Annotated in this window: 17 protein-coding genes; 7 read left to right on the top strand and 10 right to left on the bottom strand. The window is 60.0% G+C overall.

Going from position 1 to position 16,917, the window contains the following annotated elements; genetic code table 11:
- Window positions 1–50: 50 nt before the first annotated feature.
- Complete coding sequence (locus RS75_RS03995) at window positions 51–1,391, bottom strand: LLM class flavin-dependent oxidoreductase (RefSeq protein WP_045017581.1); 1,341 nt, start codon at window positions 1,389–1,391, stop codon at window positions 51–53.
- 23 nt (window positions 1,392–1,414) lie between these two features.
- On the bottom strand, window positions 1,415–2,419 hold the full coding sequence (locus RS75_RS03990; RefSeq protein WP_045017579.1) for an LLM class flavin-dependent oxidoreductase: 1,005 nt from the start codon (window positions 2,417–2,419) through the stop codon (window positions 1,415–1,417).
- 304 nt (window positions 2,420–2,723) lie between these two features.
- Here RS75_RS03990 and RS75_RS03985 point away from each other — a divergent pair, with 304 nt between their 5' ends.
- The gene (locus RS75_RS03985; RefSeq protein WP_045017867.1) at window positions 2,724–3,173 is read left to right on the top strand and encodes an RrF2 family transcriptional regulator; all 450 of its coding nucleotides are present in this window, start codon (window positions 2,724–2,726) and stop codon (window positions 3,171–3,173) included.
- A 7-nt stretch (window positions 3,174–3,180) separates the two neighbouring features.
- Here the strand turns inward: RS75_RS03985 and RS75_RS03980 are convergent, their stop codons facing one another.
- The 5 genes from RS75_RS03980 to RS75_RS03960 all read right to left on the bottom strand — a co-directional run bounded on the left by RS75_RS03980 (window position 3,181) and on the right by RS75_RS03960 (window position 7,289).
- Complete coding sequence (locus RS75_RS03980; RefSeq protein ID WP_045017577.1) at window positions 3,181–4,125, bottom strand: acyl-CoA dehydrogenase family protein; 945 nt, start codon at window positions 4,123–4,125, stop codon at window positions 3,181–3,183.
- Between the two features lie 51 nt (window positions 4,126–4,176).
- A complete protein-coding gene (locus RS75_RS03975) occupies window positions 4,177–4,722 on the bottom strand; it encodes a flavin reductase family protein (protein WP_045017575.1) in 546 nt (181 codons plus the stop codon).
- Window positions 4,723–4,924: 202 nt separating this feature from the next.
- Window positions 4,925–6,094, bottom strand: a complete 1,170-nt coding sequence (gene ssuD / locus RS75_RS03970; RefSeq protein ID WP_045017573.1) for an FMNH2-dependent alkanesulfonate monooxygenase — start codon at window positions 6,092–6,094, stop codon at window positions 4,925–4,927.
- A 159-nt stretch (window positions 6,095–6,253) separates the two neighbouring features.
- Entirely contained in the window at window positions 6,254–6,451 is a 198-nt protein-coding gene (locus RS75_RS26740) for a hypothetical protein (RefSeq protein ID WP_045017571.1), read from the bottom strand.
- 217 nt (window positions 6,452–6,668) lie between these two features.
- Window positions 6,669–7,289, bottom strand: coding sequence for an alpha/beta hydrolase (locus tag RS75_RS03960; RefSeq protein WP_045017569.1), 621 nt, complete (start codon window positions 7,287–7,289; stop codon window positions 6,669–6,671).
- 36 nt (window positions 7,290–7,325) lie between these two features.
- On the opposite strand from RS75_RS03960, the gene RS75_RS26585 reads away from it, so the two are divergent.
- Window positions 7,326–7,625 carry a hypothetical protein gene (locus RS75_RS26585; RefSeq protein ID WP_160297174.1) on the top strand — a complete coding sequence of 100 codons (300 nt, stop codon included), beginning with the start codon at window positions 7,326–7,328 and terminating at the stop codon, window positions 7,623–7,625.
- Window positions 7,626–7,687: 62 nt separating this feature from the next.
- Window positions 7,688–8,758, top strand: a complete 1,071-nt coding sequence (locus tag RS75_RS03955; protein ID WP_045017865.1) for an LLM class flavin-dependent oxidoreductase — start codon at window positions 7,688–7,690, stop codon at window positions 8,756–8,758.
- A 60-nt stretch (window positions 8,759–8,818) separates the two neighbouring features.
- Here the strand turns inward: RS75_RS03955 and RS75_RS03950 are convergent, their stop codons facing one another.
- From RS75_RS03950 to RS75_RS03940, 3 genes are all read right to left on the bottom strand, one after another.
- Window positions 8,819–9,997, bottom strand: coding sequence for an acyl-CoA dehydrogenase family protein (locus RS75_RS03950; protein WP_045017567.1), 1,179 nt, complete (start codon window positions 9,995–9,997; stop codon window positions 8,819–8,821).
- A complete protein-coding gene (locus RS75_RS03945; protein WP_045017863.1) occupies window positions 9,994–11,025 on the bottom strand; it encodes an ABC transporter substrate-binding protein in 1,032 nt (343 codons plus the stop codon). The genes RS75_RS03950 and RS75_RS03945 overlap by 4 nt, the downstream gene beginning before the upstream one ends.
- 112 nt (window positions 11,026–11,137) lie before the next feature.
- Window positions 11,138–12,745: an ABC transporter substrate-binding protein gene (locus RS75_RS03940; protein ID WP_045017565.1), complete on the bottom strand. Its 1,608-nt coding sequence runs from the start codon at window positions 12,743–12,745 to the stop codon at window positions 11,138–11,140.
- A 270-nt stretch (window positions 12,746–13,015) separates the two neighbouring features.
- Between RS75_RS03940 and RS75_RS03935 the strand changes: the two genes are divergently transcribed.
- From RS75_RS03935 to RS75_RS03920, 4 genes are read left to right on the top strand one after another with little or no spacing between them, the layout of a single operon-like run.
- Window positions 13,016–14,005, top strand: coding sequence for an ABC transporter permease (locus RS75_RS03935; RefSeq protein WP_045017562.1), 990 nt, complete (start codon window positions 13,016–13,018; stop codon window positions 14,003–14,005).
- Complete coding sequence (locus RS75_RS03930; RefSeq protein WP_045017560.1) at window positions 14,002–14,997, top strand: ABC transporter permease; 996 nt, start codon at window positions 14,002–14,004, stop codon at window positions 14,995–14,997. Before RS75_RS03935 ends, RS75_RS03930 begins: the two co-directional genes overlap by 4 nt.
- Window positions 14,994–15,992 carry an ABC transporter ATP-binding protein gene (locus RS75_RS03925; protein WP_045017557.1) on the top strand — a complete coding sequence of 333 codons (999 nt, stop codon included), beginning with the start codon at window positions 14,994–14,996 and terminating at the stop codon, window positions 15,990–15,992. The genes RS75_RS03930 and RS75_RS03925 overlap by 4 nt, the downstream gene beginning before the upstream one ends.
- A complete protein-coding gene (locus tag RS75_RS03920; RefSeq protein ID WP_045017555.1) occupies window positions 15,970–16,905 on the top strand; it encodes an ABC transporter ATP-binding protein in 936 nt (311 codons plus the stop codon). Before RS75_RS03925 ends, RS75_RS03920 begins: the two co-directional genes overlap by 23 nt.
- Window positions 16,906–16,917 lie beyond the last annotated feature (12 nt).

Here is a 16,917-nt window from a genome sequence, read left to right as displayed (position 1 = left end):
AGCACTTTGAAATTCTCTCCGGGCGGCAACGGCTGCCGCCCCACCCGGCCTTATGCGATCGCCTTGTTGGGACCACTTTCAGCGCGGGAATAGATGCTCTCCTTGAACGGCAGGCCGAGATGTTCTCGCAGCGTTGCGCCTTCCAGATGTGGCTCGAAATATCCGCGGCGTTGCAGCACCGGGATGACGAGGCGGATGAAATCATCCAGCCCTTCGGCAATCACGGGGAAGCCGAGAATGAAGCCATCGGCCGCATCGTGCTCCACCCAGCGAATGATCTCGTCGGCCACCTTGTCCGGGGTGCCGATGAAACCTTCGCGTGGGGTCGCGGCCTCCAGCGCCGCTTCGCGCAGGGTCTGTTTCTTTTCCTTCGCGCGACGCTTGATGCGGTCGGTCGTCGAACGGAAGCTGTTCTTGCCGATATCGCCAAGTTCAGGGAAAGGCTCATCCAGCGGATAGACGCTGAAGTCGTGGTGGTCGAAGAAGCGGCCAAGATAGGCAAGCGCATCCTCGATGGTGATGAGGTTGCGGATGACGTCGTATTTCGCTTCCGCCTCCTCCTGCGTTTCACCGACAATCGGTCCGATGCCGGGGAAAATCTTCACGTCGGCAGCAGACCTGCCCTGCGCGACCGCGCTCTGCTTCACACGCTTCAGGAACGTCTGGTTTTCCTCGAGTGATGCGGAATTGGTGAAGACGGCGTCGGCATGTTTGCCCGCAAGGCCGATACCGGCCTCGGAAGAACCCGCCTGGAACACCACCGGCTGCCCCTGTGGCGAACGCTGGATGTTCAACGGGCCTTCCACCTGGAAGAAGCGACCCTTGTGGCCAAGCGTGTGGAGTTTTTGCCTGTCGAAGAATTGCCCCGTCTCGCGGTTGCGCACGAAGGCGCCGTCGTCCCAGCTGTCCCACAGCCCTTTGATCACCTCGAGATATTCATCGGCAATCTCGTAACGCAGCGCATGTTCGGGATGGTTGCGGCTGTAGTTTTTCGCGGTGCCTTCGAGCGGCGTCGTCACCGCATTCCAGCCGGCGCGACCACCGCTTAAAAGATCGAGCGAGGCGAACTGGCGCGCCACCGTGAAGGGGTCGCTGTAGGAGGTCGAAACCGTGCCGGCGAGACCGATCTTCGAGGTGACGGCGGCAAGCGCCGAAAGGATGGTTAAAGGCTCGAACCGGTTGAGGAAATGCGGAATGGACTTGTCGTTGATGTAAAGCCCGTCGGCCACGAAAGCGAAGGCGATGCCGGCCGCTTCCGCCTTCAGCGCGTTCTTCCTGAAGAAATCGAAGTTGACGCTGGCATCAACGGGGCTTTTGGGGTGCCGCCAGGCGTTCATATGCCCGCCGGGGCCTTGAAGCATGATGCCGAAACGGATGGTCTTTCTCGTCATGTCATTCCCTCCTGAGGACAAGTTCACGCCGCCTTGGAAAGGCGGTGTGTGGCCAACAATTCAATAGAAGCAAGCCGCTGATCGGCCCCGACATGCGGCGGCTCGATAATGAATTCCTCGATGCCGTGCTCATCGGAAAGCGCACGCAGCGCCCTGTGAATATCCTCCGGCCCGCCATGCAGGAGGTTGGGCTTGCGCTCCTCGATGCGATAATCGCTATCGCCGGACTGGCGGGCGAATTCCTCGGCCTGCTCGCGGCGGCCAAGGTTGAACGCCTTGCCGTCACTCAGGAACACCCGGTAAATGCGCTGACCTTCCACCTGCCGCGCCGCATGCTCCGGATCGCTGGCGGTAAAGGCCGAAAGAGCAAGAATCGGCGCCCTGCCGCCGCTTTCCTCGCGGAAAGCCGACAGGCTGCGGCGAAGAACCTCCGGATCGCCATTGAGATGACCGGCAAAGACGAAATTCCAACCTCTGGAAGCTGCAAGCCTTGCGCTTTCGGGGCTGGCGCCGAGCAGAAATCTTTCCACCGCAACCGGCGGCGCAGGCGTCGCCTGCAACCCGGCCTGCGCATGCCCCTGCGGTGCGGCACCGGACAGAAATGTGGTGAGCTCACTGAAAGCCGTTTCGAAATCCGGCTTGCGGGCGGGATCATAGGCCTGCTGCAAGGCGGATGTCGCAAGCGGCAGGCCGCCCGGTGTCTTGCCGACGCCGAGATCGACCCGGCCGGGCGCGAGAGACGACAGAACGTTGAACACCTCGGCAACCTTGTAGGGGCTGTAATGCTGCAGCATGACGCCGCCGGAGCCGACACGGATGCGCGACGTCTTCGCCAGAATCCACGCAACCAGCGCCTCTGGCGCAGAACCGGCAAGCTCGGGCGAATTGTGATGTTCGGCCACCCAGAATCGGCGGTAACCCAGTTCTTCGGCGCGTCTGGCGAGATTGATCGTGTCGCGGAACGCGCTTGCCGCGTCTTCGCCCGTCGGAAGCGGGCTCTTATCCAGCAAACTGAGAGTATACATCATCACCTCGCACGTCTTTTGATGCATACTTTGTCTACTGATTTTATATAGTAATAAAGGATGTTCGTTCCACGTTGCGGTGGGATCAGAGAAAATATTGTTTTCCCCGATGATTTCGGCAGGCGTCTTTGGCAAAGCAATCCGAAACCATCAGGAAACAGGTCAAAAAAGCCGACGCGAAGCTGTTTTCGGTGCTAAACCCCGACGAAACGGGCTTGCGCGGGAATTCGGTAAAAACTACTTAGTAAGTTGAGAACAACATGATCCGGCGCTCCAGAATGTGCCGGCTCTCTTTTCGGATCATGCGATGCTGACCAAAAAAGGCAAATACGGACTAAAGGCTCTTGTCGATCTGGCGCGGTTGCCCCAGGGCGAGACCGCCTTCGTGACCGAGATTGCGACCCGCAACAATATTCCGAAAAAATTTCTGGATACTATTCTTCTGGAGCTGCGCAACAGCGGCATTCTGCGTTCCAAGAAGGGACCGAATGGCGGTTATTCGCTGTCGAAAATGCCCTCGGAAATCATGATCGGCCAGGTCATTCGCACGCTGGACGGGCCTTTGGCCCCCATCCGCTGTGCCAGCCGCACCGCCTTTGAAGCCTGCGACGACTGTGACGATCCCGAGACCTGTCAGGTCAGGGTTTCGATGACGGACGTTCGTGACGCCATCGCAACCATCCTGGACAATATGACGCTCGCACAATTCGTCGCCAAGGATGGGCAGGACGCGCGTTCCATTCCCGCAGGTAAATAAGCCTCGCTTATTGCCGGCGCAGATCCTCGTCCAGAGATGCGATCAGCCCGGATTCGCTTACGCCGTCGATAAGGCCCAGGCGTACCATCAGGATTTCCAGCGTGATGGCATTGTTCCTGACCGAGCGATAGGTAACGTTTTCCGCACCCACCTGCGCCGCATCGATATTGGTCGCGAGGCGGGAAATTTGCGCCTTCAGCAGTTCAATGGCGAGAAATATTTCGCCGATGAGGGGCCGCGTGTCGCCTTCATCGGCCAGTCTGTCAATCAGGAGTGCTGAAAGCTCACGCTGTTTTTCACCCAGAGCCACGGCGGCCTTCAGCAGGGTGAAAACGGAAGCGGCCAGATTTCCGGCACCCTGAGCAAGGAACGCAACCTGATCGGCGCGCAGCAGGCCGTCCCATGATGTATTCGGCCGATTGCGCAAAACGACGATTAGAGCCTGCCCGGCCGCGTTGACGGCCGGAACGACGATCCAGTCCGCATCGGCGGTGACCGATCGCGCGGCCTCATCGGGAAGGCGCAGAGCGTAGTCGTCGCCAGTCACCAGAACCGCCTGATCCACTCCTGCGCCAGACGATGCAAGTGCGAAGGTCTCGCCAAGATCGAGGCGGGCAAAGAGAGCCTTGCGTTGCTCGTCGCTTCCCGAATTCCTGATGAATTCAAGCGCGGTGAAGTGTTCGACGAGATCACGCGCTGCTCCCGCATCGGCGGCGGAAATAATCGAAAGCGCCTGCGAGAGAATGTCGTTGGTTATATCCGCCCCGCCCAGTTCGTTTGGAACGGAGAGGGCGAGAAGGCCGGAACGGGCAATCCGGGCATGGATTTGTCCCGGACTTTCCACGGCGCATTTTTCGGCGATCGTTCGGGCGACGGTCAGCACATCGCCATCCGCGCCGAGACGCGGGGACACGAAACGAATTCTTTCGCCAAGTGGCGTGACGGATCCCATGCTCAACTCCCTCAAAGAATGACCGAGTGAAAGCGCCGGAGCGGCCGGCGCTCAGTCCAGCGAATGATAACGTCCGTTTTGATAGACCAGCGAATGGCCCGAGCCGAGGCGGATCGCCTCGACCTTGCCGATGACGATGACGTGGCTGTGCCGCTCGATCGTCTCTTCGATAGTGCAATCGATCGCGGCAACGGCATCCTCGAGAATGGGTGCGCCGCTCGCCAGCCGGGTCCATTCCGCACCACGATAACGATCCACCCCTTTCAGACCGCCGATGCCGGCAAACTGGTTGGCGATGAACTGGTGGTTCGGTCCGATGATATTGATGGCGAGATGACCGAAACGCTGCACCACGGGCCATGTGGATGAGGAACGGTTGAGCGCAACCAGCATTCTTGGCGGATCGACAGACAGGGCGGTGGCGGATGTCACCGTAGCGCCCGTGCGCGCGTCACCCTCGCCCGCCGTGATCACGCTGACGCCGCCGCCCAGCGTTCTGAGCGCCGCCTTCAGGCTGTCGGCATCCGCCGCCTTGCCGGAGACGGGATCGCGAAGATTGATGAATTGTTGATCCTTGGCTGCATATTGCAATGTCATCGGACGCTCCTGAAAACAGCTGACTGATCAATAGTTAGCAGCGGTGGCGGGGCCTGAAATAGACATCGTTTTCCATAATACTTATATTCTATGGAAATAATGTTTTATATGCAGTTCATCTTCTGCTGCGGACGCTCCGCCGGATAGGCGCCCGCTGGAACTGCAAACCGGAAGGCAGCGCCACCTGCCTTCCGGCGGTTGATCACGAGCCAGACACCAGCTTGACGTTGCCGCCATGCCCGCCGCCGCCAAAAACCTGTTTCGCGCCGAAAGACGAGCGGATCTGATTGCGCGGCCCGCCAAGCCCAATTTCCGGGAACAGCAGTTCGGATAGCCGATAGGCTTCCTCCAGATGCGGATATCCCGACGCGATGACGGTATCGATGCCCAGCGCCTGATACTCCCTCAAGCGCGCCGCAACCGTTTTCGGCGAGCCGACCAGCGCGGTGCCAGCGCCCGAACGGACAAGACCGATGCCCGCCCACAAATTTGGGGAGACTTCCAGCCTGTCGCGCCGGCCATTGTGCAGCGCCTGCATCCTCGCTTGCCCGACGGAGTCCGACGCCTTGGAAAAGACCTCTTGAGCCGAAGCGATGGTTTCGTCGGAGAGCTTTGAAATCAACCGGTCGGCATCGGCCCAGGCTTCCTCGTCGGTTTCACGCACGATGAAATGCAGGCGGATGCCGAAAGTGACCTCCCGTCCCTTTTTTGCAGTGGCGGCGCGAACCTTGGCGATTTTTTCCGCCACCTGTGCCGGCGGCTCGCCCCAGGTCAGATATTTGTCGGTAATACCGGCCGAAAACTCGATGCCGGCATCGGAAGAACCGCCGAAGTAAAGCGGCGGGCGCGGTTCCTGTACCGGCGGCAGGCCGAGCTTGGCACCCTGCGCCTTGATATATTTGCCGTCGAAATCTCCCTTGCCGGTTTCGATCAGGGAATTGAACACCTGGAAGAACTCGTCGGCGTGATCGTAACGCTCGTCATGCGGCAGGAAAATGCCGTCACCGGCCAGTTCCTGCGCGCTGCCGCCAACGACGATGTTGAGAAGCAGCCGACCATTGGAAACACGATCGAGCGTGGAGGCCAGCCGTGCGTAATAGGCCGGCGAGGCGACGCCCGGACGGATGGCGACGAGGAATTTCAGCTTTTCGGTATAGGCGGCGAGATTAGCCGCGAGAATGAAGGATTCCTCGCAGGCGACGCCGGTGGGAATGAGCACACCGGAATAACCGAGCCGATCCGCAGCCTGCGCTATTTCCCGGAAATAGCCGGGATCGGCGGGACGCGACAGATCATCGGAGCCAAGATAGCTGCCATCGCCTGAGGTGGGTATGAACCACAGAAAATCGAGTGGTTTGTCAGCGCTGCTCATCGACAGGTCCTTTGCAATCCGCCCATCGGGCAATTCGGCTTGATGATAAAAGGGTAACCAATTCCCCGGCGCGTTTAAGAAATTTTGTTCCAATTTCCCCGCTACAAAGAGAGTTTATCTCCACGGGAAAACCGCGCTTCGAAGCTCGTCGCCGGAATGCTAGAAGACCGGATAAAGGCCGAACATCGCGAAATTCATTTCGCAGATCTCTTCCCGTTCGAGTTCGAGATCGCTTTTCTCCCGCCGGATGCGCCCGGAATGATCCAGCGGATGAAGATTGCCCTGCTCATCCTTGCGCGGGCGACGCCCGGCCAGACCGAACAGATCGAAAGTAAACGCATGAAGTCCCTGCGGCATGTGCGCCTCCTTTGGTCAACGTCCCCTATCCTCCGGCGGCTGCTCAAAATGGTCAATATTTTCCATAAAATTACTATTCTATAATTAGCGGATAGCCGGCAAATGTGGACTAAGGTTGCGGCAACGGGAAAAAATCCGTTTCGAACGTCCATAATGGGATCATCGCGATAGCACTCAGAGGTGACCACTCAAAGCGCGCCGACTTGGAACAAAAAGACTACAGAGCGCCAGCATCACCCAGATGCGCGCCGTGTATCGCGGGCAAGCCGCGTATTCTCGATCTGGTCGCCGCCTTTTCAGATGCGCCCGCCGTTTTCAGGCGGTCGAAGAGAGCATAGCCCTCTGGCCACCGGCCGAAACCGGCGGCGATATTGATATGCCCGACCGAACCGAGATTGACGAGATCGCTTCCCCAGCCGGCAGCAGTACGCGTCAGCTCTTCCGGGTTCATATAGGGGTCGTTCGTGCTGCCAACGACGAGACTGGGGAAAGCGAGCGGCGCTTGAGGAAATGCGCCGAAGCGGACGATGCAGGGGTGCATCGCCTCTACCCGGTCCAGATGGGCGGGCGCCACCAAAAGCGCGCCCTTGATTTTGCTGGCGACGGCTCGCGACGCCATATTCGCGACAAGCAGGCAACCGAGGCTGTGGGCGACGATATAGGCGCTTTCGGTTGCGGCGAGCGCCACCTCCAGACGAGCAAGCCAATCGTCAAGAACCGGGCAGTCCCAGTCCTCCTGATCGACCAGTTGCGCCTGCGGATCGTCCAGCAGCCAATGCCTCTGCCAATGTCCCTCGTCCGAACCGTTAAGGCCGGGAACAATCAAGGTCGTACACATGCCTACTCCGTGGTTTGCGGGCGGTGTGTATCAAGAATGGTGAATTTCACGATTTTAATCGACTATTGCCTTGCTCAACTTTCCCGAACTCAGGAAAAATCGATCCAGACAATTTCAGAAGATCGGAAAATGTTTTCTCTACAGTGGCTCCAACGCCGTTCAAACGGAATCATTTCCTTAAATATTTTCTATGGAAAATATGTGCATAATAAAGCGCAGGCGCGGAAAGTTTTTCCTCTGCCGCACCCCAAAAGAAACACCGCTGCTTGGCCGGGCCGCCGCCGGTTTGCCATTCTCGCACTATCGGAGGCTGCGCCTCCCGAACCTAAAAAATGACCAGGGCCGAACATCGGCGGGCCATTCCACCGCGGCATAAAACCAAAATTCAGGCGGATAATGTGAGCAGCAAGAGCGAATTTCTCTGGTACATCCCCAATGACGTCAAACCCGGCCATAGGGGCGATGCCGTCAGTGAAGACCATAACAGCCTCGATACGTTGACCAGCCATGCCAGAGCGTTGGAAAACCATGGCTGGAAAGGCGCGCTGATCGGCACCGGCTGGGGGCGTCCGGATACCTTTACGGTGGCGGCGTCGCTTACCGCGCGCACCACCACATTCGAGCCGCTGATCGCCATCCGCCCCGGTTACTGGAAGCCGGCCAACCTTGCATCGGCCGCCGCCACGCTCGACCAGCTTTCCGGCGGCCGGGTGCGGATCAATGTCGTCTCCGGCCGGGACGAGCTTTCGGCCTATGGCGACGAAGAAGGCGATCAGGCGCAGCGTTATGCACGCACGAAAGAGTTCATGCGGCTGGTGCGACGGCTCTGGACCGAGGAAAACGTCACTTTCGACGGCGAACATTTCCGGGTCAAGAACTCCACCGTCTCGCCGCGCATCGTTGAACGCGTCGATCGGCCGCATCCCAAGCTTTATTTCGGTGGCGCTTCCGAGGCTGCCGAACAGGTTGCCGCAACCGAAGCCGATGTGCAGCTGTTCTGGGGCGAACCGCTTGCCGGCGTCCGCGAACGGATCGAACGGCTCAGGCACTTCAGTGAGAAGCTTGGCCGCGACCTGCCACCGCTGCAATTCGGCCTGCGGATCACCACGCTGGTGCGCGAAACCACGGCCGAGGCGTGGCGCGATGCGGAAGCGAAGGTTGCCGAGATGGCCGCAAACAACGGCGTGCGCTGGAACGATCATCTTCAGGGGGTTGCAGTCGGCCAGCGCCGCCTGCTGGACCTGCACCGGCAGAACGATGTGCTGGACGACAATCTTTACACCGCGCCCGGCAAGTATGGCGGCGGCGGCGCCGGAACGACATGGCTCGTCGGTTCAGCGGAAGACGTGGCCGCTTCACTGCGCAAATATCGCGCGCTCGGTATCACCCATTTCGTGCTGTCCGACACGCCCTACCTTCAGGAGATTGAACGGCAGGGCGACAAACTTTTGCCGCTACTCCGGGATTGATGCCGACTGCTTGAACTAGGGGCGGCCCTGCCGGGCAAGGTCGCCCCTATCTCCATGTGATCAGCCGCCGGCGGACTTGATGATCTGGCGGCCGAGAATCGTGCGGATCATGTGGCTTTGCGGCGCATGCGCCCTCGCCGTGATGGCGTCGCGGTGATGCCGTTCGAGATTATAGTCCCGGCGCAGGCCACGATTGCCGCCAAGCTCCAGCGCCAGATCCGTCACCGCCACCGCATTGTCGATCACCACATGACGGACGGCGAGCGCATCCGTTCCCACCTTCTCTCCCACATCGATATCGCGGGCGACGGAGAGGAGTAAGCGCCTATTCGCCGTGAGAAGCACTTCGATCTGGCCGAGACCCTCCTGAATGCGCGGAATGGATGACAGCGGCGCACCGAGGCTTGCCGGAACATGGCCCGTCAGATGCCGTAACAGGGCATCACGCGCGGACAGCGCAACGCCGTGGTAGACGGAAGCCAGCAGCACGAAGAAATTGTAACCATCAGCCTCATCGCGCCGCAACGGCTCGTCCGCCGGCTGTTCGGCGACGATCTCGGCAAGCGGCACCTTTACCTCCTCAAGCACCAGATCGTCACTTGCGGTCGCATACATGCCGGTCGCTTCCCATGCCTTCTCCTGGGCGATGCCCGGCGCATCGAGCGGCACCAGAAGCTGGATCAGGCGCGGCGCCTCTTCCGTCGTGAGGGCAAGCACGATCGCCCATTTCAGGCCCGGCAGGCCGGTCACGAAGCTCTTGCGGCCGTTGACCACCCAGACATCGCCCTCGATCCGCGCCGTCGTTTCCGGCAGGCCGCCATGGGCGGGTGAACCGATGCCCGGTTCCGCCTGCGCATTGTTCAACAGCGCCGGTTGCCTGCTGTTGGCGGCCAGCACCTTTGCCGCCAAAGCAGCCGGCCATTTGCCGCGCCGGATGGCCGCGTGAACGCTGTAATGCATGGCGAGGATGAGAGCGGTGGACGGATCACCCTTGGCGATGGCCGCGATGACGGCATGCGCCGTTTCCATGCCCTCTCCCCAGCCGCCGTCCTTTTCAGCCGTGACGAGCCCGAGCAGGCCAGACTTGAACAGCGCCTCGAAATTGCCGGCGGCGAACTCGCCGCTTTTGTCGTAGTCCGCAGCGGTCAGGCTGAAACCTTCGGCGAGCGCGGTTGCAATGGCAATCGGGCTGGATGACTGTTCCAGCGATCGAGGAACGGCGGATATTGCAGCGCTCATGCCACCGCCCTTTCACTTGCCGTGACGAAACGATCGTCAATCCACGCACCGAGATCGAAGTCGTTTTCAAGGAAGCCCCATTGATGCAGGAAATCCTTGTAATGGCCGACAGCGGCAACGAGGTCCGCATCAAGGCCGAGGCCTAGATGGCGGTGGACATCCGGGCCGTTGGCGGCCAGAACCTGTTCTTCGGTCGCACCCGCCTCGCGCGCAATGAAACGGCGCGTTTCTTCCGGATGCTGCTCCGCCCAGAGCGAGGCTTTGGCAATGGCGGCGACCAGCCGCTCCACCAGATCGGGGCGCTCATCGGCAAGCCGCCCGTCAACCGTCAGTACGCGGGGAGAGCCGGAGTTGATGCGTATCTTCGGGTCAGGGTGAAAACCGAACTCCGCCACCTGCACCGCACCGATCAGGTTCGCGGCAGCAATACCGGCCGTTCCCTTGACGAAAATCGCGTCGACCTCGCCACGTAGCAGCGCGATAACCTCCTCGCCAAAGGATTGCCGGCGCTTCAGGCCAAACAGGGACGGTCCCTCCTGCGAGGCCAGCACGGAATCCTTGATGACGATATCCTTCAGTTCGATATCCTCGATCTTCAGCCCCTCCAGCGAGAGTGCCGAGGTGATGCCCTTCAGCGCCGTCGCCCGCATGAAATCGACGATACCATCAGGCCTGCGCGGCACACCGAAACGGCGGCCGACGAGATCGGCAAGCGAGCGGATGCCGGTTTCCGGCAGCGTGATGATCGCCTGAAATTCATCCGTCCAGGTAATGCCGATAAGCCGCGTATTACGCCCCTCCGAGCGGGCGCGAATAGGCGGCACATTGCCGCCGTGGCGGAAGGACCATTCCAGCGTGTGGTTGAAATGGCTCTGCCGGACGGAGCGATCCGGCGAATCGATGATGGATTTCAGCGATATGCCGACCTCCTCGAAGGTCTCTCCGAGATAACCAAGCTGCGCCGCCAGCCCCACGGGCGTGGGCACCGGGCAGCGTGTGTACCAGATTTCAGAAAGTGTCGTGCTCATGGCTTTGGCCTCGATGAAAACGGTGGCACCCAAAAGCGATGCTGAGGTGCCTGTCGATGGAGAGGAGATGCTCCGGCCCGCTGCAAAAGGCGGGCCGGCTTTAGCAAGACAATCAGGATGCGGCGATATGCGCGAAGGCGAGGCTTCCCGCCACACCTTCCGCACCGATGGTGTGATCGGCTATGCGCTTGTTGAAGATGGTGATTTCCGGAGCTGCGACGATATCAATGGCAGGCACGTCCTCGACGAGGATTTGCTGTATTTCCTTCCATTGCGCGACGCGCTTGTCCGGATCGATCTCGATTGCGGCAGCTTCCAGAAGCGCATCCACCTTGGGATTGCTGTAGGCGGCGCCATTGGAGAAGGGTACGCCCTTCTTGAAGTTCTTGGACCAATAGAGCCGCTGCACGCCGACGGTCGGGTCGAAGAGATTGCTCATGCCCTCATAGGCAAAATCGAAATCGCGATCCGTGTAGATGCGCTTGGTATAGGTGGCGAAATCCTGCGTCCGCACCGTCACATCCACGCCGACCTTTGCCAGTGCCTGGCGAATGTAATCCGCGCCGCGCGGATAGGCCTCGGTGCTCGGCACATAGTCCAGATTGAGCCTGAAACGGATGCCATCCGCACCGCGCTTGTATCCCGCCTCGTCCAGCAGGGCTTCCGCCGCCTTCAGATCGATCGGATAGGTCTTCAAATCCTCGACGAACCATTTCGAGAGTTTCGGATTGATCGGTCCGGTGATTGTCGCGCCATAGCCATAGTTGACCGTGTTGAAGATGACGTTGCGGTCGATTACATGCGCGAAGGCGCGGCGAACGCGCACATCCTTGAACACGTCCTTTTCGAGATTGAATTCCACCCGGCTGACGGAATTCGAATATTGATAGCCATTCGTCTCGAAGCCGAGGTTCGGCAGCTCTTTCAGGCGGTCGAGATCGCTATAGGCGACCGGCGTGCTGGGCGCGAGATCGATCTCGCCGGTTTCGATGGCGATGGCGCGGGCCGAGGCATCCGGAATGAAGCGGACGATAAGCTTGTCGAGATAGGGACGTGGCGCATCCCAGTAATCGGCGTTACGCTCAAAAACGATATGGCTGCCGCGCACCCACTCCTTGAATTTGAACGGGCCGGTGCCGATAGGCGCGAGATTGATCGGATTTTCGGTGACTTTCGTGCCTTCATAGAGATGTTTGGGTACGACAGGCGTTTCGGCGGAGGCAAGCGCCGTTATCAGGTAAGGCGCGGGCTTGGAAAGAACCAGCACCGCCGTCAGATCATCCGGGGTCTCGACGCTGGTGAGGTTCAGGAAGGTATTGCGCCCGCGCGGATGCACTTCCTTGATGGTGTTGATGGAGAATGCCACGTCGGCAGCGGTGAAAGGCTTGCCGTCATGCCATTTCACGCCGGGTCTGAGTTTAAAGGTGTAACGCAGGCCATCCGCGCTCACATCCCATGATTTTGCCAGAAGCGGCTTCGGATTGAGATCGAAATCATAGGTCAGCAGCCCTTCGGTGACCTTGGGCGATATATAGACGGAATTATAGGCCGTGTGCGCGATCGTCGTCAGTACCGGCGGCTCCGATGAGATGAGCAAGGTGGCAGTACCGCCGCTTGCCGGCTCCGCAGCACGGAGCTTCAGCCCCGGCAGCGACACCACGCCGAGCGCTACGGACGCCAGCAGAAATCCACGCCGCGTCGTCTGGTTGAAAACAGTCATGCGATACATCTCCTTAATTGAACCGACAAAAAATCGGCAAAACTGAACAGTTGCGCTTAGGAAGAAGTTTGTTCCGCAGACGAGAGTGAGATTGGTATGAAGCACCAACCACCCTCATTAATAGGAATTATCTTTTCTTTATGGCGCGCTTTATCGTAAATTTAAGAAAATAATTCTATTACTCTTTGACAAATTCCATAAAATTAGTCAACTAATACCCGCGCCTTCAAAGGCTGATTTCATGTTTTCCAAGCTTACGGACTGGAGCCGATGTCGAATTCGAAACGGATTTTATCGCAGGCAAAACGGGTCGCCATTCAGGCCATTCCGACGGTTCTCGGTATCGTCATTCTGAACTTCTTCCTGCTGCAGCTGGCGCCCGGCGACGCAGCCGATGTGCTGGCGGCGGAAGCGGGTTCGGCGACGGTCGAGACCATGGCCGAACTCCGTTCCCGCTTCGGACTGGACCTGCCGGTCATGCATCAACTCATGAACTATCTCGGCAATCTGGCCCAATTCAGCCTCGGTTTTTCACCGCGTTACGGCATGCCGGTGGCGGACCTCATCGGCCAGCGCCTGCCCGGCACGCTCGCGCTGATGGGAGCGGCCCTCGCTATCGCGATTTTCGTCGGCGTGTTCCTCGGCTCCATCATGGCGCTCTTTTCCGGCAAGCTGCCGGACCGGATCATTTCGATAGGCTCGCTGATCTTTTATTCCGTGCCGGGTTTCTGGATCGGCTTGATGCTCATCCTGACCTTCTCGGTCAAGCTCGGCTGGCTTCCGTCTGGCGGCGACAGCACCATCGGCAGCAGCCTCACCGGGCTCGACGCCCTTCTGGACAGGCTGCGCTATATCGTTCTCCCCGCCCTTTCGCTGGCGCTTTATTTTCTGGCGATCTATGCCCGCCTCACCCGTGCGGCGATGCTGGAAGTCAAATCCCAGGACTATGTGCGCACGGCGCGGGCCAAGGGCGTTTCTCCGTTCAGGCTCACCACCCGCCATATTCTGCGCAACGCTTTGATCCCCATCACCACCATGGCCGGCATGCATATTGGCGGCCTGCTGGGTGGCGCGGTCGTGGTTGAAACCGTCTTCAGCTGGCCGGGGCTTGGCCGTCTTGCTTTCGAAGCCGTCATGGCGCGAGATTTCAGCGTGCTGCTCGGCATCCTGCTTCTCTCTTCCCTTCTTGTCATTGTCGTCAATGCAGCTGTGGACCTGTTGCAGGCATGGCTCGACCCCCGCATCGGAGAAAGCCGATGAATTCCCCACATACGTCAGCAGTTCTCAACCCGGCCGAACTCAGCACTGATGAGACCAATCCGAAACCGAAAAAACCCGAAGAAAAGGTCTGGCCCTATATCCACGCACCGGACGCGCTTTCGGCCCGCTCCGTCTCCGTGCCACGGCGCGGATTGCGCCGCGAACTGAAAATCTTTCTGACCAACCCCAACGCCATCGTCGGGCTGCTGTTTCTCGCCACTGTCCTCATCGCCGCTCTCACGGCCTCGCTGATCTATCCCGGTGATCCGCTGGAAATGGTGGCCCGCCCCTTCCTCTGGCCCGGCCAGAATCCGGCCTATCCGCTCGGCACCGATTCCATGGGCCGGGATGTTCTGGCCGGCATCGTGCACGGCGCACGCATCTCGCTCACCGTCGGCGTCATCGCCACCCTGATCGGGCTTACGATCGGCATCACCATCGGTGCTTTCGCCGGTTATTTCGGCGGCGTCATCGACGATATTCTCGTCAAGATCATTGAAATCTTCCAGACGTTACCGAATTTCGTGCTTTTGGTGGTGCTGGTCGCCATCGCCCAGCCTTCAATCACCACGGTCACCTCGGCAATCGGCATCATCACCTGGCCGCTCGTTGCGCGCCTGACCCGCGCCGAATTCCGCGCCATCCGCGAGAAGGACTATGTGCTTGCCGCCTGCAGCCTGGGTTATGGCCACGCGCGCATCGTGTTCCAAGAAATCCTGCCCAACGCCCTGCCGCCGATCATCGTCACCTCCTCCGTTATGGTGGCGGGCGCGATCCTCATGGAAGCAGCGCTTTCCTTCATGGGGCTTGGCGATCCCAACCGTGTTTCCTGGGGTTCGATGATCGGTTCGGGACGCGACGTTATCCGCACCGCCTGGTATCTGACCGCCCTTCCCGGCCTCGCCATCGTTTTCACCGTTATTTCGCTGAACCTCATCAGCGATGGCCTCAACGATGCGCTCAACCCCCGTTTCTCGGAGGAACGTCGATGAGCAAACTGATCGAAGTCCACGATCTCTCCGTCAGCTTCGGCTCCACCCAGCCGGTCAAGGGCGTCAGCTTCGATGTGCAGTCCGGCGAAATGCTGGCGATCGTCGGCGAAAGCGGCTCGGGCAAATCGCTGACTGCGCTTGGCCTGATCGGCCTGTTGCCGTCGCATGCAAAGACCGGCGGGCGTGTTCTGCTCGAGGGTCGCGATCTCCTGCCGCTTTCCGAGCGGCAATGGCGCGGCATTCGCGGACGGGATATCGGCATGATCTTTCAGGAGCCTATGACGTCGCTGAACCCGGTCCTGACGGTCGGCGAACAGATCGTCGAGGTGCTACGCATCCATGAAAGGATCGACAGGTATCAGGCGCGCAAACGCGCAATCGAGCTTCTTGACCTCGTCAATATTCCCGACGCCCGCCGTCGTGTGGACGATTATCCGCACCAGCTTTCCGGCGGCATGCGCCAGCGCGTGATGATCGCCATCGGTGTTGCCTGCAATCCGAAACTGTTGATCGCCGACGAGGCGACGACCGCACTGGACGTGACGATACAGGCACAAATCCTCCAGCTGCTCGACAATCTGCGCCGCGATCTCAACATGGCCGTCATCCTCATCACCCACGATCTCGGCATTGTCGCGCAATGGGCCGACCGGGTGATGGTCATGTATGCCGGCCGCAAGGTGGAAGAGGGCCTGCCGGAACCGGTTTTCTCCAATCCTTACCACCCCTATACCCGCGGCCTGCTCGCCGCCTCTCCGCGCGCGGAAGACGGCCAGCATTATCGCGACGGGCCACTCATCGAAATTCCGGGCTCCATCGTTTCCGCCACGGGCGAGCGCGGCTGCGCCTTCCGGCCACGCTGTCCGAGCGCCCGCGGTTTCTGCGGGCAGTTCGTACCGCCGCTGAGGCTCATCTCGGAAGGCCGCTACGCCGCCTGCCCCTTCGTGTCCCCCACATCCCAGGAGGTATTCGATGACGCTCTTGTCAGTGCATAGTCTTTCCACCCATTATTCAGGAGGACGCGGAACCGTCCGTGCCGTCGATGAAGTGTCGCTCGACATCGAGGCGGGTGAGACCGTGGCGCTGGTAGGCGAATCCGGCTGCGGTAAATCCTCGCTCGGCAAGTCGCTGATGCGGCTGGTCGAGCCCACTTCCGGCAGGATCACCTTCAAGGGCGCCGATGTCACGGCGATGTCGTCGTCGCAGCTGCGCGGCATCCGTCGCCGCATCCAGATGATCTTCCAGGATCCCTTCGCTTCGCTCAATCCACGCCAGACGGTTCGCACCATCCTTACCGGACCGCTGAAGGTGCACGGCATTGGCGACAGGGCGCGTCAGGGGCAAATCGTCGAGGCCATCGTCACGCAGGTGGGCCTGCCGCCTGACGCACTCGACCGTTATCCGCATGAGTTTTCCGGCGGCCAGCGCCAGCGCATCGGCATTGCCCGCGCGCTCATTCTGGAGCCGGAGCTGGTCGTCTGCGACGAGCCGGTCTCAGCGCTCGATCTTTCCATTCAGGCGCAGATCCTCAACCTTCTGGTGGAGATGAAGAAGCGGCTTTCGCTGTCCTATCTCTTCGTGTCCCACGACCTTTCGGTTGTGCGCTATTTCTCAGACCGCGTTCTCGTCATGTATCTCGGCAAGATCGTGGAAAGCGCACCGACCGCTGAGCTCTGGGCGTCGCCGAAACACCCCTATACCCGTGCGCTTCTCGCAGCCGTTCCCGATCCCGCGCGTCGCAAGCAAGCGGCTCCCATTTCCGGCGATCTGCCCAGCCCGCACAACCCGCCATCCGGCTGCCGGTTTCACACCCGCTGCCCGCTCGCCACCGATCTCTGTCGCGAAAAAGCGCCGGATTACACCCTTTTCGGCAAGAACCACGCCGTGGCTTGCCACCATGCCCAATAACTTGCCAACCAT

The organism is Rhizobium nepotum 39/7 (genome assembly GCF_000949865.1).
GTDB classification, from domain to species: domain Bacteria; phylum Pseudomonadota; class Alphaproteobacteria; order Rhizobiales; family Rhizobiaceae; genus Agrobacterium; species Agrobacterium nepotum.
This window is presented reverse-complemented; position numbering and strand designations above follow the sequence as displayed.